Here is an 18,915-nt window from a genome sequence, read left to right as displayed (position 1 = left end):
AAAATCGAAATAAAATAAAACTAAATGAAATTAAAAATAATTTTGTTTGCTTACATTTGACTTATAAGAAGCATGGCAGACTTTATCAAACATTACAATCAAGTTTTCTGTTTAATTTAGCGATTATGAGCAAGAACACCGACCGGCATAAGTTTATCCTGCAAAAAGTTGATACCGACGGCTTTGTGAATGTACAGGACCTGAGCAACGAGTTAAGTGTTTCGGAAGTTACCATCCGAAAGGACCTGAAACTTTTGGAGGATAAAAACCTGCTTTTCAGAACGCATGGCGGTGCAAGCAAAACAAACCCTTATGCCAACGACAGGCCGGTAGCCGAAAAGGAGAAGCTGAATGGTCCCGAAAAGAGAAAAATTGCCGCAGAAGCCGCGGTAAGGATAGAAGCGAATGACTCAGTGATTATAGCTTCGGGAACCACGATGCTTGCCCTTGCCCGTGCTATGCAGCCAAACAGGCATCTTACAGTAGTTACCGCGGCTTTGCCGGTAGCGCTCGAGCTTCTACAGCATCCGCAGGTTGATATTGTTCAATTGGGCGGGCAAATGCGAAATACATCCTCTTCGGTGACAGGTAATTATGCCGAACTGATGCTCGACGATATGCTGTGCGGTGTATTGTTTTTAGGAGTAGATGGTATCGACCCGGAAATAGGGCTGACCACTACTAATTTATCCGAAGCCCGGCTTAACCAGAAAATGATCAATGCGGCCCAAACTACCATTGTATTGGCCGATAGTACCAAATTTGGTAAGCGGGGCCTGGCAAAAATTTGCGCGCTTGATCAAATCAACGAAATTATTACCGATAGCGGTATTAGCCCGGCAATGATCAATATGCTGGAAGAAAAAGGTGTCAAGGTGACGGTTGTTTAGGAGATTGGATTCCGTGAGTAGCTTATTGAAGCAGGCGAAGAGGGCTTCTGCGCGCGAGTCTTCGACAGGCTGCCATTGACAAGTATGCAATGTGTTGATTATCAGGCGAAAAAAAATGTCATCTGCAATGCGACCATTTGTAACTAAATAAACCCCTTCTCAGACTGACAGCCCGTTTTACATAGATCCTTTCACTGATGATGACCGCACAATCAACTGCGTATCTACTTTCTCGGTGGTAAACTCTTCAACGGGCCATTTGCTTTCTATGGTTTTAATAAGCATTTCTGTTGCCGTTTGCCCTATCTGGAAGGCAGGCTGGCGCACAACAGTTAAAGGCGGGTCAAACAGATCAACCACATCCGAATTGGTGAAGCCGGCTATCGCAAGATCTCCCGGAACTTTTAAGCCCCATTTTTTTAATATCGACATACTGCTGATGGTAAGCCTGTCGCTGCCGCTAAAAATAGCCTCCGGTTTATCATCTAATGCCAGCAATTCTTTCAGCACAATCTCCACCTCATCATGGATCATGCCGCCATGGTTGCAATGTTTAAGATATTCCGGCCTGAACTCAATACCGTGTTTATCGAGTGCAGCCTTATAGCCTTCAAAGCGTTCATGGCTTATAAGCAGGTTATTTGAATTAGTGAGATGGGCTATTTTGGTAAAACCCGAATTGATCAAAGCTTCTGTGCCATTAAATGAGCCCTGGAAGTTATTGGCTATCACTTTGTGGGTATTCAGATCAGGGGCTGCCCTGTCAAAAAATACGATAGGAAAACCTTTATCCAGCAGGTATTTATATTGCGATGTATCGGTTGTCTGGGCTGATAATGATACCAGCAAGCCATCCACATGCCGGGATAATAAGTGTTTTACATTGGCGCTTTCCCTGTCAAATGATTCGTGCGTTTGGGTGATGATAACGTGGTACCCCCGGTTATAAGCTATGGATTCGATGCCGTTAATAGCCTGCGAAAAATAATCATTAGCCACCTCGCAAACCACCACGCCTATGGAGTGGCTTTTTTGCTCTTTAAGGCTTAAAGCAATAGGGTTGGGCCTGTAGTTGATCTTTTCGGCATACTCAAGGACAAGCTTTTTGGTTTCGGTACCTATTTCGTAGCTTCCGTTAAGCGCTCTCGATACCGTTGATGTTGACACACCTAAAGCCTTGGCAATATCCTTAATGGTAACTGATTCAAACATAATTTAATGAGGCAGCAGGTTTTTAATATCAGGAAATATTTGATACGGGCTAAGTTATTTTTAAAAAATGAAATATCCCGTGTTTTTCGAGTTTAGAATAATGTAACATTAAAGATTTATAAAAAACGAGGCTGTATCATAAATCAACTTAACCACCCCTGGTGTTGTGTTACCTACGAGTTAAAATTTAGCCGATAAATATTTATACAAAAGGGGGGGTAACACATTTCTTGCATGGAAAACACTCAATCGGCTGATTGTGAATTATATATATAAATGTTAACCCTGAATTGTGTTAACCCTGTTAACCCCCTTTGTCAGCAAGGGCAACCAAAGACTATATATAGCTTGAGTATCCGAATAAGTCAAAAAAGCTGTATCACGATTTATGATACAGCTTTGTTTGCCTTAAAGATCCTTGATATTATCGTTAGGATTTCTGTCAATCAATTTACTGAATGGATCAATCCCTACAGAGGCGGGCTGGCCTTTAACAATAATGCTGAATTGCTGCTGCCCGCGTTTCAGCTTATACTTTTTGAGGTACAATGTGTTACTTACCATCCGGTTACCGGCACCTTGAACCTGCTTACCGAAAATTCCGATATCAATATAGTCGTTCATGTTTACGGCCGGGATATCGTTGTTTTTAGCATCCTTCCAGACTTTGCTAACGTCAAGCTTAAAAGTAACCTTGTATTCATTTTTATTGCCTGTGGGTTTGCTGCCTGCTTCAACCACCCGGTTATCATACAGTGTGATCTTTTGCCAGGTATCGGTAAGGTAATACTGCAGCGAATCCGGAACGTGCTTTTGAAGGCATTGGTAAAGATTGTTGGCGCCGGCAAAAGGGCCGTCTGTTTTAAAAGTGTAAGCCTTTTTAAATTCGCGCAGGGCTACGTTTATACTGTCTTCGCCAATCATATCACGCAGGCCATATAAAGCTACGCTTGCTTTGCCTCCCCATAAAAACCATTGATCGGCTTTGATCAAAGGATGCTCGTTTTCGTTAAGATGCCGCCTGATGAACAGGTAATACCATAACTGGTCTAAAACGATATAACGCATGTTATCCTTGCCGTATTTGTGTTCAGACATTACCAGTTGATCATAGTTTGAAAGGCCTTCAGGGATCACTAAACTTCCAACAGTGCTGTTTGGCGCTGTCTGGAACCGCCACCATTGTTGTGACAGTAGCCTGGTGGTATTGGCATAGCAATAATCAAAGCTGTTGGGATCCCTGAAATCGGCGTTCCACCCAAAATATTCCGCATAAGTATCCAGCGTTGTCATGGAGGCATCCTGAGGGCCGTAAACAGAAGTTTCCACCAGCCGGATATCATTAAATGGATAATTGCCATAAATCTTGCTGTAATAAGTCAAGCCATCTTTGTAGGCGGCAATATACCTGTCGATATTAATGTTATGCTCCGGGTGGTAATAAACCTCAATATTTACCTGATGATCCAATTGAACAGTTGCTTTTTTTACCGCCAGTTTTTCGGATATAATGCCCATTGGCATGTACATGCCCGGTTTATCCTGCACATAGTGAAAATAGTTGCGGCCATTTTGCTGCCATTGTTTTACAAGCCGGCCGGGAGCGATGGCGGTTTGACCCGCCAGGGTGCCAACGGTTACATCTAATTTCAAAAGGTCAGCTGCCCTTCCTGCCTTTAAGGTGCTTATACCCTCGGGATCATCTTGCTTTATTTCTTCTTCCTTCTTTTCGGGTAATCCCGCTTTTTTGCGTTCATAAGGGCTGCTTAGTTCATCATCTTCATCATAACCTAAGCCCGGTAACCCTCCGTTAAAAAACGTACCGTTGTTAATGAGAGCTGCAGCATACATCCCATTGATAAACCCTTTATGAACTATTTCTGAATTGATCTCAAGTGTTATGGAGTCGCCAGGCATTAAAGGTTTTATGAACCTGTATAAACGAAAGTCGGCGGTGTCAGCCTTCGGCCTGAACCAGTTAAAAAATCCACGGGGATAAAGCAACGGGGCAGTAAACGGAACTAATACGCCATTGGTTTTAAGCGAATAATTGGTGAGCTCATCACCGTCGAGCAGCATTTGTGATATGGCAACTTTATTTTTATTGGTAATGGTTATCCATGCGTGTGTGGCTACCTGTTGTTTATCCGGGTAAAGATCTGCCTGCATTTTTATCCCGGTCACTTTAGGCAGCGGAAGATGCTCATACTTTTTCAGCGCTTTTTCATACATCACCGCCCTTGCCGTGTTTTCACTTTTGATAAGGTAGCTATTTAAAAAACTTACGTTATAATAATTCCACCCGCCAACAGCTAAAAACGCTATAGCTACTATGGTAGTGATCAGGACTGTGCTGCTGTTAAAGCGCTGGGGCAACAAACGTAACCGTTCTTTAAAAGAGGATGTTACTCCCCGGTAATAAAACAATGCCGAAACAATGATGAGCAAGCCTGCAAACAGCAGCCAGTACAAATTAAACCAATTGACAGGCGTTGCCATGTGGCCCATGCCTGTCATGTCAGAGATCCCTGACGATGGCGTATACGAATACAGCAGCAGGTTATAATCAAAAATGCCCGTTTTACGCAAAAAGAAAAAGATGACCCATAAAAACACCCCTATGCCATGGGCTGCAAATTTGTTATTGATAATAACGTGTACCGTATAGCAAAATACAACCATCTCTAATAAGGAAGGCAGCAGTATATAGCCTATATAAGTAAAGTACGCCGATAGGTTCAGCGCATGATATCCTTTTAATAATTGAACAATAACACCGGTTATGATAGGAATAACAGATAGGCCCGTACCGATAAGCAATAAGCTAATAAGTTTTGAATCATTTAGGATCCAGTTTGGCGGTGGGAGTGAATCATTGATAAAGGCATAACGGGTAGTTCTGTCACGGTGCAGGGTTTCACCGGTATAAAACATCAGGATGAAGAAAATAAAGAAGGGAAAGGCTTCATTAAAAATACCCAGTAACACAACAGTACGCGGAAAATCAGGTACCCCATTGCGGCTTTCGCCAAGCCAGAATACAAAACCAAGGAATAAGCTGCCGCTTATTAATATGATCCAGAAATAATTATCGCGAATGATGTTTAGCAATTCGACCTTTACCAGGTTGCGCAGCGTATTCCTGTTGTATTTGCCGGTAAAGCTAACTTCCGGTTTAATGGATATGGCATTTTGGGTTTTAACCCCGACTTCGTCAATAGCTGCCTTATCACGCCTGCCGCTAAAGAAGCGCTCAAAGCTAAACCTGATATAAGTGAAAATTACAACAACTATCCCGATACCTCCCCATACTATACGGTTGAGCATAAACGTACCTGTTACAGGGAACAGCGTAGTGTTCTGTTCAATAGTGCTTGAAGAATTGGTTTGCATCCTGATGCCGTTAAGGCCAAATGGATCGCTGAGGTTTATTACCGTTGGATTGTTAACATGGTTAAGGAAAAATAATGCGATAAAGTAAAACAGGAATAACAGAATCCCCCCAAAGTAGATAACTTTCACATTGCGGGTAATGGCTACCAGTCCAAAAAACAATGAAGAGGTGAACAACACGTTTGGCAGACCGATAGTAAAAAACGGGTGCAGATAGTAAATGAGGTTATTAGGGCCGTATTGTTTCGCATCCGTCCATCCCATGGCAGGGCCAAGCTTAGTACCTATAAATGCACCAATAATAATGGCTGATGCTATAAAGATCATGAAAACGAACGAACCCAGGTAACGGCCCCAGAAATAACCTGCTTTTGTGATAGGGTAGGTTAAGTAATAATCTTTTGTGTTGTACTCAATATCGCGGTACAAAGCAGTGCCCATAATTGATGAACTTACAAGTGTTATCATCATGGTGATGCCTGAACACCACAAGGCAAGTACGTAAGGCGCGTTGATGTGCTCTTTTTCGCCTAAAGGCAATGAGCCTGTTGAAAAAGTGAACACCGTAAATACAAGTGCTGCCAAAAAATATAGGTAAACGGCTGGCCTGCGGACCCTATTCTGGATCTCGAACAGAAATATTTTAAGAAACATAAACTATTGGTTTATAGTGGTTTTAAATGGTGTCTACATCTATTCGTGTAGCGATGTTGCTGAAGTACACATCTTCCAGGTTTGGCGTGCTGCTCATAAAACCATTGCCGGGTTCGGCTTCGCTGATAATGCGGATGTGGAGCTTTCCGGTTTTAAGTTGCGTTGATATTACCTGGTAGTCATCTTTATAAAAGCCCAACTCGGATTGGGTGATCACTTTGCTGTAAATTTTTCCGTTCAACTCATTTACCGCACTTTCCGGATCGCCTGCATATAAAACCTCGCCCTGGCAAATAATAGCGAAATTAGCGCAAAGCGTGCTTACATCCTCAACAATATGGGTCGACAAGATCACGATGGTATTTTCACCCAGGCGACTCAGCAGGTTGTAAAAACGGTTTCGCTCAGCCGGGTCAAGACCTGCTGTGGGTTCGTCAACAATGATAAGTTTAGGGTTACCGATTAATGCTTGTGCTATTCCAAAACGCTGTTTCATACCGCCGGAGTAGGTGCCAAGGTGCTTTTTCCGGTCTTTATAAAGGTTTACGTTTTCCAGTAATTGAAGTACAAGGTCTTTGCGTTCGGCGTTGTTGCCAACACCTTTTAGCTGGGCAATATGGTCAAGCATTCGTTCGGCCGATATTTTTGGGTAAACCCCAAACTCCTGCGGCAGGTAACCAAGCAGCTGGCGTACCGCGGTTTTGTTTTTCAATACATCCAGTTCATCTAAAAAAATGCTGCCTTTATCGGTCTCCTGTAGGGTGGCTATGGTACGCATCAGTGATGATTTACCGGCGCCGTTTGGGCCAAGCAGGCCAAACATGCCATTATTTAGGGTCAGCGAAACATCTTTTAAAGCATGTACGCCGTTGGCATAGGTTTTAGATAGTGAGTTGATTACTAATTTCATGATTTGCTAAGTTTTGGTCATTTATTGTTGCGGATCATCCTTGTATTTCCGTTCAGGATTAGTTTAGCGCTGTCGGCAAGTTTATAAGTTATGTTGCTGAGGCTATCATCCTTGATCCATAAGCGGCTTTTGTTCCGGATATCGAGATTGGTTTTACCGAATTGGTTGCCTGTTTCAATAGATAAATTTGAAGCACTGCCATTACTAATTCCGGTAGTGGCGTTTAAAATATTGAACTTGTTGTTTTTTAATAATATGGTAGATGCATGGTCCAGGGTAACATTGAGTTTATTCCCGCTGAAACCACTGATAGTAGTTGGACGCCATTTAAAGTCTTCTGCGGCTGTCGTATCCGTAATTTGACCTTCGCCGGCTTTATACTTTGCATCGGCATAAAAGCCCTCCAATCGCGGTAGAGATATGTACAGAACGTTTTGTGAGTGCACATTATGAAAATTATCCTTAAACGCAGCGCGGATAAAAAGGGAGTCGTGGCGTTGTTCAGTTTTCATAAACTCCATAGCGTCTGGGTCGGCAAGTACTTTGAAGGGACCTTTTACCAGCATGATATTAATAGCTGTTGACGAGCCAAGCTCAATGACTTTAAAATCCCTGAAATTTAAGGTCACAAAACCCTTGTAGGGGTTTTTATAATCACCTTTCAGGTATTCGGCTTTCAGCTGAAAATCGTAGATTCCTACCGAAATTACCAGTAGTAATATTGCCGTAAGTAAAAATTTATTGCTTGTTTTCATCGTTGTTTGCCTGGTTTAGTTCTTCTTTTTGCTGTGCCTGGAAGTTTTGGTATTGAAGACTGATCTCATCTATCGAAATACCTAACAGGTACATGTTTTTAAAAAGTTCGGGCAGGTTTTGGCGCACAAAGTTTTCTTTACGATAAGCTTTTACTTTATCAAAACCGTCTTCGGCCACAAATAAGCCGAGGCCCCGTTTGTTATAAATAATTTCAAGTCCCTGTAAAAACTCGTATGATCGCATGACCGTATTCGGGTTTACCTCAAGCTCAACGGCCATATCACGTACCGACGGTATCTTTTGCCCGGCGGGCCATTTACCCATCAGGATCTGGTCGCTTACAAAAGCCGCTATCTGGAGGTATATCGCTTCGTTATCTTTAAATTCCATTATCGTCTTTTATTAAGCCTGTTTCTCCTTTAGTTTAAAGTATGCCGCAATCCAAAATAGGATCACTACAACAGGCATTACAATAAAAACCCAGGCCGATTGCTGCTCATTTAAACCGATAGAATAAAAGTTTGTACCCTCCGGAAAATTGAGGAATGCAAAAGGCGTGGCCGGGTAAATTTTCCTGCCAATAATCAGTCTTAGAAATAATGTATCAGCCAGGATCAGTAATGCATAAAAAATAAAAAAGCTAAACCCTATTTTAATAAAATGCAGTTTCTCAAAACTGATGGCGCCATACAAGGTAATGGCATGCAGCAGTGAAAAAATAATTATTACTAATAACGATTTATCCTGCAAAAGGGAAAGCATTTCGGGATGATGCCCCGGCCAATGCTTCAGGTTAAGCAGTATGGATAACACCAGGTAAAAGATCCCGGTATAAACCAGCATAAATATTATATATGAATAAACCCAGCCAACCATAAACTTTTCAAATTGTGAAGCAGGTAAGGTTAGTACCGGAATTGCCCTGCGTTTATCGCCAAGGTCGGTAAAGATGGTGCTTGTAAATAATGGCCCTGCTATCAAAATCAGCACTCCAAATATGGCCATTTGAAAACCGGCGTCTACCGGCCCGGGGATCATATAAAATATAAACGAACCGCCAAGCAAAAACACCCCTGCCAAAACCGCTGCCGACATTAGATAAGTGCGGTAATGCTCTACAGTGTGTTTCATAAATAACAGGCCAAAGCGTTTAAAAATGAAGTAGTTATTCATGAGTTGCAGTTGGTTTTAGTACGTTTAATAATTTGCTGCTGTTGGTTGTTGCGGCATTAAATAATAATTCAAGGTCCATTTTACCGTATTTACCTGCCGTGTTTTGTACAATGGCATACTTACCCATAAGGGTATCTTCTTCATACAATACATTCATCCCGGTAAGATCTTTAAACACGCTGAAAAACAGTTTTTCGGTAAGCTCGTCTACCGTATTCTCAATCACGATGCGGTGGTCATCCAAAATCAACACGGTATCAATGAGGCTGTCCAAATCCCTTACCTGGTGGGTTGAAATAATGATGCAGCGCTCTTCATTTAAAACCGATGCGATCAATTTTCTGAACTGGACCTTTGAAGGGATATCAAGCCCGTTGGTGGGCTCATCAAGTATCAGTACACTGGTATTGGTAGCCAGCCCGAAAGCGATGATCATCTTTTTTTGCTGCCCGTATGACATTCTGGTCATTAACAGATCCGGGTCAATATCCAATATTTTCAGATAACTGTAAAAGTCGGTAATGCTGAAGGCAGGGTAAAAGCCAGCTGTCCGGGCTAAAAACTGGCCGGGAGTTAATGCCGGTACGTAAACTTCTTCGGCAATAAAGTAAAGGTCTTGCAGGGTGGATACCAAGCGCTTTGAGCTTTTTGTTCCCTTAATAAGGCAATGGCCCGATTGCGGAAAAGCGAGGCCGGCGATATTTTTCAGCAGGGTTGATTTCCCTGCTCCGTTTTTCCCCAGCAAGCCGTAGATATGACCAGCCTTTAATGAAAGGTTTAGATTTTTAAACAACGGCTTTTTGCTGTTGTAACTGAAATTCAAATTATGTATTTGAATCATGGTTTAGTGTATTAGTGTGGTAGTACACTGCAAATGTAATTAAACATTCTTAAAATGCAAGAGGTTTTCTAATGGGATCATGACAGCGTATTGCAATAAGGTTTAGTCAGGTTGGAAATATTACCTCATAGTTAAAACCTTGCTAAGAAAGGCTTGTTTAATGGATACTAAATTTAAACCTTTATGGCACTAAAAAAAATTGCACAAACCCGCTGGAATATTGAAAGCGAGCGGGTGACATTGTATCCTTATCGTATTTATAATGTACTTAGCATTGGTTTCGCGGTAATATTTACGGCATTTATCATTTTCTTTTGTAAAACACTTTATCCCGACCCCTCGCAATCCGTATCGCTTATGATAACCATGTTCCTGGGGCTGACGATTATTGTTGGCATATTGTGGGGAGTTGGCCGTACATCAGTGGTTTTTGATAGCAGTGCACGGGTAATGCGTAAAAAACTTTTTGGTTGGCTTAATATTCGTTCTGAAAAATTTGACGATTTGGATAACATAGGCGTTGTGCGTAATACCATGGGGGGCTATAATTATCGCGCTTTTCCAAAAAGAAACAAATATGGAAAAGGGGTTGTAGTATCGGCAAATTATACAAAGAATGATGATGCGAACGCAATTGCCTTAACCCAGGAAGCGTTCCCGGTAATTATGCAATTCCTTTCGACGGGTTACATTGAGCCCACTTATGCCGATACAGCTATTACCGATTATAAATTTTATGACACCCACCCGCCTTATTATGCAATTAAGCGTAAGTGGATTGGCGGGCTATTGATTGGTTTATGTTTGATAGCCCTTGCTTTAAATGAATTCATCAATCAATCTATGACTCATGATTCGGACCTTTTTCATAAGGTTTTAGTTATTGGGGGATTTTTGCTGGGGGGAGCAGCGTTTGTGTTTTCCGACTTTACTAAAATAGTTTTCGATACGGCGAACAAGACTGTAAGCAGGATCAATCCGCTTGGTGTCGGTAATCAGACTTTTGCCTTTGCCGATTTTATTAATTTTCAAATCACCAGGCGTACCTATAATTTCGTTTACTCGGGTACCGATATTAACATGTATTTCCAGGTACCGGGATCTAACAAGCAAAAAGCATTAGTTATTAAAAGCTTTTCCAGCACGAAAAAGATAGACCAGTTTTTGCAGGAAACAAGGCACATTATGGCCCTTAAATAGTCATTTAGGAAAACCTATCCCGGGCTTGGTGGTTATTAAGATATGTCAAAGAAGAGAACCATGCCAAACGAGCCAGATGAAATGCCGGTAAACCCGGAGCGGCCGGAGATCAGGCAGCCTACGGACCCCGGAGAGCCGGAAATGCCCGAAGAAGCGCCGGAAAATATCCCGAATGAAATCCCCGATACTGAGCCAAGCCAGCCTGAAGTGGACCCGGATGAGTTTGAAAAGTAAGGGAATAATTTACCGCTCATGAATCATTGCAACTAATTGCTTGCGATGGGTGGCCGTGCTTTTAATATTTTGGAACATGCATGATATAACCTAAACTATTTAAATTGCATCATGAAAATAGCTACGTATAACGTAAATGGTGTAAATGGGCGCCTGCCTGTTTTACTCCGCTGGTTAAAGGAAACATCCCCTGACGTTGCCTGCTTGCAGGAACTTAAAGCTCCACAGGAAAACTTTCCGGAGCAGGCCATACTTGATGCAGGTTATAAAGCCATCTGGCATGGCCAAAAAAGCTGGAACGGCGTTGCAATACTGGCAAAAGACAGGGAAATTACAGAGGTATGCCGCGCACTTCCCGGCGATCCGGAAGATGAGCATAGCCGTTATATTGAAGCACTTGTTGATGGTATTACCATTGGCTGCCTGTACCTGCCTAACGGCAATCCTGCACCCGGACCCAAGTTCGATTATAAATTGGGTTGGTTTGAACGCCTTAAAATTCACGCAGCCGGTTTACTTGCTGCTGATAAACCGATTATATTAACCGGCGATTATAACGTTATGCCTACCGAGCTCGATGTTTATAAACCCGAGCGCTGGGTAAATGACGCGCTCTTTCGCCCTGAAACACGCGCAGCCTTTAAAACACTGGTAGAACAGGGCTGGACGGATGCTATCCGCAAAATTTATCCTACCGAAGTGATTTATACCTTTTTCGACTATTTCCGCGACGCCTATGGACGTAACGCCGGTTTACGCATAGATCATTTTTTACTGAGTCCCCACCTGGAAAAACGACTCGTAGCTGCGGGTGTAAACCGGGATGTACGGGGTTGGGAAAAAACAAGTGATCATGCACCTGTTTGGATTGAATTGAAAGATGTTGATTAATTTAGATATTGAAGATTTACGAAGTTTATAAAACTTCGTAAATCTGGGTTCAAAAACTTGTTATGCCTACCGCCGCATGCCAATGTTTTCATGCACCCATTTGGCCTCTTCTTCGGGAGTTACTTTATCAATAGTACTGTTTATCCTGCTAAAAGTAGCACCCGGGAAATCATAAGGTTTGCTATCGTCAAAAAACGGACCGACAACGCCAAGCATCCACCCGTTTTTAGCAGCCCAGTGGGGTGGGTTTACACGGTATTTAAACACCTCGTAATGGATGAAATTTTTTCTGCGGTCAAAATCAATGGTAACCCGTTTAATATGTTCAATTTCGTCGGGGCAGGCATCCAATTCGGTAGGGAACTCCAGCCATTGGGCCAGTGAGCTTTCCGCTCCTTTAATAAGCGTAAGGTATGCCTCCGGGAACAAGTGTAATTCCTCAAGTTCTTTTAAATACAAAAAGGTGTCGTAGCGGGTAAGCAGATTTTGGGCAAAGGGCAAAACATCTTCGGCGGTTAAACCTGCAGACGCTTCCGCCTTTTTATAAAGTGGTAAAATCCTTGCTGATCGCTCCAATTCAAGTTTCTTCTTTTTCTTCTTAACATCAAATAACCTGAAAGCCGCAAATGCTATAATAAAAACTATAATGGTAATGACAATAAGCGTGGTTAGATCCATAATGCAATGAATGTAAGCTTTTATACGGACGAATATCAAATTTATCGTGTTACCAAAGTAAAATCGGCACTTAACGTTTTAACCGGCGCCGGAGTAGTTGCAGTTAAGGCCCTGTCATCCTTATATAGCGCTATTGATGTCGCCATCCTTTAGGCTGTAACTTTGCTGCCGGCCGCTTCCATAGCCGGGATTTTTAATGATTTTCCCTGCGCCAGTAATTCGGAAGTGATAGCTCGTGTATAGGTTTTGATCTCGTTCTGGAATTCGGTAACCGAAGCTCCTGAGCGGATCTCTTCCAAACGTTTTTCCCATGTTCCGGTAAGTTCGGCCTGGGCTATCTGCTGATTTTTTACTACTTCATAAACGGCAATGCCGGTAGTTGTGGGTACCAGGTTTTTCTTTTCCCTGATAATGTAATTACGCTTAAGCAGGGTTTCGATGATGGCTGCCCTTGTTGCCGGGGTACCGAGACCGCTGTCTTTCATGGCATAACGCAGCTCTTCGTCGTCAATCTCTTTGCCTGCAGTCTCCAATGCTTTAAGCAGGGTTGCTTCGTTGTAAAGCGGCCGGGGCTTGGTTTGCTTTTCGAGCAGGACTTTGGCTGTAATTGGCAGATTTTCGCCCTGGACCACTTTAGGCAGCGTTGCGTTCTCTTCGTCTTTTTTATCGTCTTCCTTATCATTGAATACGGAACGCCAGCCGGCAGTATGGATCACCGTTCCGCTGGCGTTAAATTTAGCGCCCGATTGTACAACAATTTTGGTTACCTCCTTAATGCAATCCTGGTGAAATGCTTCCAGCATACGGCCGGCCACCATGTCGTAAACAGCCTGCTGATCGGCCGAAAGCTGGTGCGGGTTTTCGCCGGTGGTAAGCACGGCATGGTGATCCGTTACTTTTTTAGCGTTTACACTTCGCTTATTCAACGTAGCGCTGCCCAATGCAATGGCTTGTTTGCCGAAAAGGGGGTGTTGCTCCAGTTTTGCAATCAGTGCAGGTACACCTGCAAAAACATCATCGCCTATGTAGCGGCTACCTGTACGGGGATAGGTAACCAGTTTATTTTCGTACAGGTTTTGGAGGATCGTAAGGGTTTGATCGGCGGTGAAACCTTTGCGTTTGTTGGCTTCCTGCTGCAGACTGCTCAGGTCGTGCAGCAAAGGAGGTGGTTCTTTACGTGGTTTTGCTTCTACCTGTAAAATATGACCGCCCTGCGGAAAGCCGCCTTCAATATCCTGTACCTTGTCAAGCACGGCCTGTGCTTCATCTTTTGTTTTATAATTTTCGGCAGATATCGCTTTAAATACCTGCCCGTCTTTATCGGGGTGAATGCTTACCTGGTAAAATGTTTCGGGTACGAAGTTTTTGTTTTCCAGGTACCGAGAACAGATCATGGCAAGGGTGGGGGTTTGCACCCGGCCTAAGGAAAGTACCGCGCCACGGATCCCCGATGAAAGACTAAGTGCCTGCGTGGCGTTCATACCTACCAGCCAGTCCGACTGGGAACGGCAATGGGCCGAATTAAACAGTGTATCATAATCGCTGCCGGGCTTCAGGTTACGGAAGCCCTCTTTGATAGCCTCATCAGTTTGCGATGAGATCCAGAGCCTTTTAAAAGGCTTTTTGCATTTTAAGTAATAGTAAATATAGCGAAAGATGAGTTCCCCTTCGCGCCCGGCATCCGTTGCTACAATGATCTCAGTGGATTCATCAAATAGCTTTTGAATGGTATCCAGTTGTTTTTTTACTGATGGATCATCCACCAAACCATCCTTGGTTTTTACTTTACGAATAGAGAGCTTAAACTTTTGAGGCAGCATCGGCAGGTGCTGAACGCTCCAGCCGTAATAACCATACTCCTGCGGGGCGGCAAGCTGCAGCAGGTGACCGAAAGCCCAGGTAAAGGTGAAACCTTTGCCTTCTATATAGCCATCCTTTTTGGTCGTCGCCCCAAATACTTTGGCAATTTCCCTGGCTACAGATGGTTTTTCGGCTATAATTACTTTCATAAATCCTGCTCTCTCTTGCACCGGTTTTTACCGGTACTTACTAATATGGGCTTCGAAAGTATGAATTTAGCAAGGGCTGTGCAAGGTTTGTTGGTAACATTGTACCCACGGTATATCCAGCTACAGGTTAACTACCATTGGTAGTTGCCATCAATTCTTTATCAACCCCTGCAATGATCTCCTTAAATAACGGCTCTGTGTTGGTGTAGCCTTCAAGTAATTTAAACTGGTTTTTTGCCCGGATCAAATTGTGCCCTTCGTATTGCGCACCATAGTAAACGTCATTATTTAAAAAGTCGGTTAAGAAACGGAGAGCCTGCATGTAGATCATCAGCTTACCCGAAAAAATGAAATATTGCTTTTCGGCTTCGGTAAGGATACTTCCCATTTCGCTCATGTATCCTTTATATATAGCCTTGAAAAAGTCTGTTCGGATGATGATCTTATCCAAATCTTTCTCCTCCTCATTAGCAGGTGAAAGATAAGTGCGCATCATATCGCCAACATCACTTAAGTAATAGCCGGGCATCACCGTATCCAAGTCAACAAGACAAAGCGCGTTTTGCTCCTTATCAAACAATACATTGTTTATTTTGGTATCGTGATGAATCACACGCAGCTTAATCTCCTTATTCGCGGTAAACTGGTTGTAGGTGCGCAGAATTTCGATATAGCCGCGGGCTTGCTCTATTTCCCAGGCTGCCTGTTTTAGTTTTTCTTCGGTCGCTGTTTGCAGGGCCTGCTCAAATTGCTCCGATCGTAATTTTAGGTTATGGAAATCGGTAAGCGTATATTTAAGTTTGCCGGTATCAAAATGATCTAACAGCCGGGTAAAGCGGCCAAATTGTACCGCGGCACTATAAGCTTCTTTGGTATCCTGCAAAAAGTTTACCGTATGCGACCCTTCGATAAAGGGAAACAGCCGGTAAAATTTACCGTCGGCAGCTTGAATGATCGATTTTCCTGTTTGGCTTTTTAACGGTGCTACAAAAAGATAACCGGGATTGGTTTCATCGAGGTATTGTTTGATCAGCGCCAGGTTGTTGTCGATATACTCGGGATGTTTAAAAACCGAATTGTTGATTTGTTGAAGGATATATGCTTGGTTAACACCACTTATTTTATACGTATGGTTTATCAAACCCGAGCCAAACGGCCGGATATCATATTTAGAAACGTTTAATCCAAAATTTATAAGGATATCATTAAACATATTATGGGTATTAACTCATCAAACATAGCTAATTGAAAAGTGATAGCCATGCGCAAACGTTTGAGTGTTTTTTGTTCGGATTTATTTTTTGTTTTCAACCAGTTGCGATTCAATGATAACCTTGTAAAAGGCGCTTGGCTCGTTGCTTTCGGTGTCCTGATGATGCAGCAGGTCCATCAGTATATCGGTTGCTTTTTGTCCTTGCAAATAAGGGAATTGTTCAACCGAAGCAGCCGGAATATTCTCCATATAATTGATGAGCGGTAAATTGGCATAGCTTACAAACTCAAGATCTTTATTGATCCTGATGTTTAATTTGCTGGCATATTTAATGGCAAAAAGCGCTACATAATCGTTAAAAGTTACTATCGCGGTTGGTTTGCGTTTGCTGGCCAATAATTCATCCAATGCTTTTCTGGTGCCCTCTTCAGTCAAGTCGCACGAAACGATAAGCGAAGGGTCGTACTTAAGCCTGTTTTTAGTCATGGCTTTAATATAGCCTTCTTTGCGTTCGCCGGTAGCCACCATGGTTTGGGGCCCGTTGATCATACCTATTGCACGGTGACCTTTTTTTAGCAGATAGCTTACTGCTTCAATAGTGCCTATTTCCATATTACAGGCTACATAATGGATATTAGGGATTGCCGGGATCCTGTCGAAATAAACCACGGGGATATTGTATTTCTTTAAGTTTTCGAAATGCTGATAGGAGGAAGTATTTTTTCCTACAGATACGAGCAGTCCGTCAACCCGGTGGTTTTTCATTTTTTCAACCAGTTGCTTTTCTTTTTGCTCATCATCGTGTGATTGCGCTAACAATACCGTGTAATTCTTTTTATAAGCCGTATCTTCAATAGCACTGATGGCGGCAGAGAAAAAAGCTTCGGAAAGTTCAGGTAAAATTACCCCTATCGTATGCGTTTTACCCTTTTGTAAAAAGATAGCTGTTTGATTAGGCTCGTAATTTAACTCGTCGGCCAGCTTTTTAACTTTTGCCCTTGTAGTTAATCCTATGCTTGGGTGGTCATGCAAGGCCCTTGAAACTGTGGACACCGAGATACCTAATATTTGCGCTATCTCTTTTATAGTAGTTGGCTTTGTTTGCATTAATGGTGGGCTAACGTTATTCTTATAGTTAAAGTTAAGCGATTATTATCAAATTACAGCTGTTTTGTGCCTGATTGCAAACGTTTGCGTTGGGTTTTGTGGTGTTAGCCAGTTTAGTTTAACGGTGATTTTAATGTTTGCAGCGCTGCATAGTTAATTATTGGTTTTATTATTTATATAAAGTTGGTTGTGCTTATCTGCGATAAATATTTTAACTGAAACAGTCTGTTAGCAAGTACATTTATCTGTACTTTTTAAAACCGGAGTAATATGACCGAGACTTTTGATAAATGCTGATTTTTCAAATAATGCCAGTTATGGGATAATTGTGGCCATTTTTCAAACGTTTGCGTTGAAATAGAAACATTTATTTCTTTATTAAAGGCACTAATGCAAGTACATTTATGAACCGATACTCGTGTTATCATCCAAAAATGAAGAAAACCATTATAATTTGCCTTTCGCTATTGTTTATTGTAGTAAGCAGCAAGTTTGCTATTGCACAGAATGCACATATTGACACTTCAAAATTGCGTCACACTATCCCACTTGGCGGCAATGCCTGGGTAAGCGCGCCTGATACTATTACTGATGAAGGTTTAATCGGTTTGAAAAGCCCGAAATCAACTGCTGATGTTTATTTCAGACTTAGCATTCCGCAGGATATTCAACTTGCGCTGGTAGCGCGTGCTCCGCAAGGCAATAGTACATTACAATTATCAACAGGGAAAAACACGTTCGTTAAAAAACTAAGCAACACCACGTTTGATACCATAAGTGTTGGAAAGGTGCATGTTACCGGCCCGGGCTATCTCAAAGTAAGTTTAAAAGGCATCAGTAAAATCGGGGCTGTTTATGCGGATGTATCTGACCTTGTAGTTACCCTGCAAAAGCCGGATAACGATATTGCTTATGTTACGAAAGGCAGTTCATTCCATTTTGGCAGGAGGGGGCCTTCTGTGCATTTGCGTTATCCTGTTGCGGCAGATAAAGAAAATAAGGTAAAATGGTTTTATAACGAGATCATCGTACCCAAAGGGCAGGATGTGATAGGTTCATACTTTATGGCCGATGGTTTTGGTGAAGGATATTTTGGTATGCAGGTAAATTCAGCAACCGAACGCCGCGTACTATTTTCTGTATGGAGCCCTTTTAATACCGAAGACCCTAAAAATATCCCCGATAGTATGCGTATTAAACTGGTAAAAAGCGGCAGTAATGTACATATCGGCGAATTTGGTAACGAGGGATCGGGTGGACAAAGCTATATGCGCTTCCCCTGGAAAGCCGGGCAAGCTTACGCCTTTTTGCTTAGCGCCGAGCCTGATAATACAAAACATACAACTACGTATACTGCATACTTTAAAGATGTTACTGCTGATAAATGGTTTTTAATAGCCAGTTTCACGCGCCCGCAAAAAGCTACTTACTTAACGCATTTGTATTCGTTTGTCGAGAACTTTGAACCCGAAAATGGTGATAAGATCCGCAAGGCTTATTTTACTAACCAGTGGATAGGTGACAGCGAAAACAACTGGCAAGAGCTTACTCATGCTATTTATACCGGCGATGCTACAGCTAATGCCAACTATCGTAAGGATTATGGAGGAGGAAAAGAAGGTGATAAGTTCTTCCTTCAAAACGGAGGTTTCTTTAACAATTACGTACCGCTTAAAACTCCGTACGATCGCAACGCAACAAAGCAAAAGCCTGTAATTGATTTTGAAAAACTCCCTAATAAATAAGCCCCAAAA

General features: G+C 42.4%; 17 protein-coding genes. 6 read left to right on the top strand and 11 right to left on the bottom strand.

Annotation, left to right across the window (positions count from 1 at the left end):
- Positions 1–125: 125 nt before the first annotated feature.
- Positions 126–890 carry a DeoR/GlpR family DNA-binding transcription regulator gene (locus ABIC84_RS14460; RefSeq protein ID WP_429263981.1) on the top strand — a complete coding sequence of 255 codons (765 nt, stop codon included), beginning with the start codon at positions 126–128 and terminating at the stop codon, positions 888–890.
- Between the two features lie 177 nt (positions 891–1,067).
- Here ABIC84_RS14460 and ABIC84_RS14455 read toward each other — a convergent pair whose 3' ends face one another.
- From ABIC84_RS14455 to ABIC84_RS14425, 7 genes are all read right to left on the bottom strand, one after another.
- On the bottom strand, positions 1,068–2,102 hold the full coding sequence (locus tag ABIC84_RS14455; RefSeq protein ID WP_429263980.1) for a LacI family DNA-binding transcriptional regulator: 1,035 nt from the start codon (positions 2,100–2,102) through the stop codon (positions 1,068–1,070).
- 408 nt (positions 2,103–2,510) lie between these two features.
- A complete protein-coding gene (locus ABIC84_RS14450) occupies positions 2,511–6,149 on the bottom strand; it encodes a hypothetical protein (protein WP_429263979.1) in 3,639 nt (1,212 codons plus the stop codon).
- A 22-nt stretch (positions 6,150–6,171) separates the two neighbouring features.
- Positions 6,172–7,059 (bottom strand): ABC transporter ATP-binding protein, encoded by an 888-nt coding sequence (locus ABIC84_RS14445; RefSeq protein WP_429263978.1) that lies wholly within the window; start codon positions 7,057–7,059, stop codon positions 6,172–6,174.
- Positions 7,060–7,076: 17 nt separating this feature from the next.
- Positions 7,077–7,814 (bottom strand): hypothetical protein, encoded by a 738-nt coding sequence (locus ABIC84_RS14440; protein WP_429263977.1) that lies wholly within the window; start codon positions 7,812–7,814, stop codon positions 7,077–7,079.
- Positions 7,798–8,205 (bottom strand): GntR family transcriptional regulator, encoded by a 408-nt coding sequence (locus tag ABIC84_RS14435; protein WP_090524712.1) that lies wholly within the window; start codon positions 8,203–8,205, stop codon positions 7,798–7,800. Before ABIC84_RS14435 ends, ABIC84_RS14440 begins: the two co-directional genes overlap by 17 nt.
- Before the next feature lie 12 nt (positions 8,206–8,217).
- Entirely contained in the window at positions 8,218–8,988 is a 771-nt protein-coding gene (locus ABIC84_RS14430; RefSeq protein ID WP_429263976.1) for a hypothetical protein, read from the bottom strand.
- A complete protein-coding gene (locus tag ABIC84_RS14425) occupies positions 8,981–9,829 on the bottom strand; it encodes an ATP-binding cassette domain-containing protein (RefSeq protein ID WP_429263975.1) in 849 nt (282 codons plus the stop codon). The genes ABIC84_RS14430 and ABIC84_RS14425 overlap by 8 nt, the downstream gene beginning before the upstream one ends.
- Positions 9,830–10,012: 183 nt before the next feature.
- Here ABIC84_RS14425 and ABIC84_RS14420 point away from each other — a divergent pair, with 183 nt between their 5' ends.
- From ABIC84_RS14420 to xth, 3 genes are all read left to right on the top strand, one after another.
- Positions 10,013–11,029, top strand: a complete 1,017-nt coding sequence (locus tag ABIC84_RS14420; protein WP_429263974.1) for a hypothetical protein — start codon at positions 10,013–10,015, stop codon at positions 11,027–11,029.
- Between the two features lie 42 nt (positions 11,030–11,071).
- Complete coding sequence (locus tag ABIC84_RS14415) at positions 11,072–11,263, top strand: hypothetical protein (RefSeq protein WP_139159915.1); 192 nt, start codon at positions 11,072–11,074, stop codon at positions 11,261–11,263.
- A gap of 111 nt (positions 11,264–11,374) precedes the next feature.
- Positions 11,375–12,154, top strand: a complete 780-nt coding sequence (gene xth / locus ABIC84_RS14410) for an exodeoxyribonuclease III (protein ID WP_429263973.1) — start codon at positions 11,375–11,377, stop codon at positions 12,152–12,154.
- A gap of 66 nt (positions 12,155–12,220) precedes the next feature.
- Here the strand turns inward: xth and ABIC84_RS14405 are convergent, their stop codons facing one another.
- Positions 12,221–12,832: a hypothetical protein gene (locus ABIC84_RS14405; RefSeq protein WP_429263972.1), complete on the bottom strand. Its 612-nt coding sequence runs from the start codon at positions 12,830–12,832 to the stop codon at positions 12,221–12,223.
- A gap of 6 nt (positions 12,833–12,838) precedes the next feature.
- Between ABIC84_RS14405 and ABIC84_RS14400 the strand changes: the two genes are divergently transcribed.
- Positions 12,839–12,985 carry a hypothetical protein gene (locus ABIC84_RS14400; RefSeq protein WP_429263971.1) on the top strand — a complete coding sequence of 49 codons (147 nt, stop codon included), beginning with the start codon at positions 12,839–12,841 and terminating at the stop codon, positions 12,983–12,985.
- On the opposite strand, the gene topB is transcribed toward ABIC84_RS14400, so the two are convergent.
- The 3 genes from topB to ABIC84_RS14385 form a co-directional block, all read right to left on the bottom strand.
- Positions 12,982–14,841, bottom strand: coding sequence for a DNA topoisomerase III (topB, locus tag ABIC84_RS14395; protein ID WP_429263970.1), 1,860 nt, complete (start codon positions 14,839–14,841; stop codon positions 12,982–12,984). The two genes, ABIC84_RS14400 and topB, sit on opposite strands and share 4 nt — an antisense overlap.
- 127 nt (positions 14,842–14,968) lie before the next feature.
- Entirely contained in the window at positions 14,969–16,054 is a 1,086-nt protein-coding gene (locus ABIC84_RS14390) for a phosphotransferase enzyme family protein (protein ID WP_429263969.1), read from the bottom strand.
- A gap of 81 nt (positions 16,055–16,135) precedes the next feature.
- Positions 16,136–17,161, bottom strand: coding sequence for a LacI family DNA-binding transcriptional regulator (locus ABIC84_RS14385; RefSeq protein ID WP_429263968.1), 1,026 nt, complete (start codon positions 17,159–17,161; stop codon positions 16,136–16,138).
- 434 nt (positions 17,162–17,595) lie between these two features.
- Here ABIC84_RS14385 and ABIC84_RS14380 point away from each other — a divergent pair, with 434 nt between their 5' ends.
- Positions 17,596–18,906 (top strand): DUF3472 domain-containing protein, encoded by a 1,311-nt coding sequence (locus ABIC84_RS14380; RefSeq protein WP_429263967.1) that lies wholly within the window; start codon positions 17,596–17,598, stop codon positions 18,904–18,906.
- Positions 18,907–18,915 lie beyond the last annotated feature (9 nt).

Source organism: Mucilaginibacter sp. 3215, assembly GCF_050433785.1.
Taxonomy (GTDB): Bacteria; Bacteroidota; Bacteroidia; order Sphingobacteriales; family Sphingobacteriaceae; genus Mucilaginibacter.
The sequence above is the reverse complement of the archived record's forward strand: the minus strand, read 5'-3'. Positions and strand labels throughout refer to the sequence as shown.

Excerpts from the sequence above, each read along its gene's own strand:
- ABIC84_RS14405 (WP_429263972.1), bottom strand. The coding sequence starts at position 12,832 with ATGGATCTAACCACGCTTATTGTCATTACCATTATAGTTTTTATTATA.
- ABIC84_RS14425 (WP_429263975.1), bottom strand. The coding sequence starts at position 9,829 with ATGATTCAAATACATAATTTGAATTTCAGTTACAACAGCAAAAAGCCG.
- ABIC84_RS14380 (WP_429263967.1), top strand. The coding sequence starts at position 17,596 with ATGAAGAAAACCATTATAATTTGCCTTTCGCTATTGTTTATTGTAGTA.
- ABIC84_RS14415 (WP_139159915.1), top strand. The coding sequence starts at position 11,072 with ATGTCAAAGAAGAGAACCATGCCAAACGAGCCAGATGAAATGCCGGTA.
- topB (WP_429263970.1), bottom strand. The coding sequence starts at position 14,841 with ATGAAAGTAATTATAGCCGAAAAACCATCTGTAGCCAGGGAAATTGCC.
- ABIC84_RS14420 (WP_429263974.1), top strand. The coding sequence starts at position 10,013 with ATGGCACTAAAAAAAATTGCACAAACCCGCTGGAATATTGAAAGCGAG.
- ABIC84_RS14435 (WP_090524712.1), bottom strand. The coding sequence starts at position 8,205 with ATGGAATTTAAAGATAACGAAGCGATATACCTCCAGATAGCGGCTTTT.
- ABIC84_RS14450 (WP_429263979.1), bottom strand. The coding sequence starts at position 6,149 with ATGTTTCTTAAAATATTTCTGTTCGAGATCCAGAATAGGGTCCGCAGG.
- ABIC84_RS14400 (WP_429263971.1), top strand. The coding sequence starts at position 12,839 with ATGAATGTAAGCTTTTATACGGACGAATATCAAATTTATCGTGTTACC.
- ABIC84_RS14455 (WP_429263980.1), bottom strand. The coding sequence starts at position 2,102 with ATGTTTGAATCAGTTACCATTAAGGATATTGCCAAGGCTTTAGGTGTG.
- ABIC84_RS14390 (WP_429263969.1), bottom strand. The coding sequence starts at position 16,054 with ATGTTTAATGATATCCTTATAAATTTTGGATTAAACGTTTCTAAATAT.
- ABIC84_RS14385 (WP_429263968.1), bottom strand. The coding sequence starts at position 17,161 with ATGCAAACAAAGCCAACTACTATAAAAGAGATAGCGCAAATATTAGGT.
- ABIC84_RS14445 (WP_429263978.1), bottom strand. The coding sequence starts at position 7,059 with ATGAAATTAGTAATCAACTCACTATCTAAAACCTATGCCAACGGCGTA.
- ABIC84_RS14430 (WP_429263976.1), bottom strand. The coding sequence starts at position 8,988 with ATGAATAACTACTTCATTTTTAAACGCTTTGGCCTGTTATTTATGAAA.
- ABIC84_RS14440 (WP_429263977.1), bottom strand. The coding sequence starts at position 7,814 with ATGAAAACAAGCAATAAATTTTTACTTACGGCAATATTACTACTGGTA.
- xth (WP_429263973.1), top strand. The coding sequence starts at position 11,375 with ATGAAAATAGCTACGTATAACGTAAATGGTGTAAATGGGCGCCTGCCT.
- ABIC84_RS14460 (WP_429263981.1), top strand. The coding sequence starts at position 126 with ATGAGCAAGAACACCGACCGGCATAAGTTTATCCTGCAAAAAGTTGAT.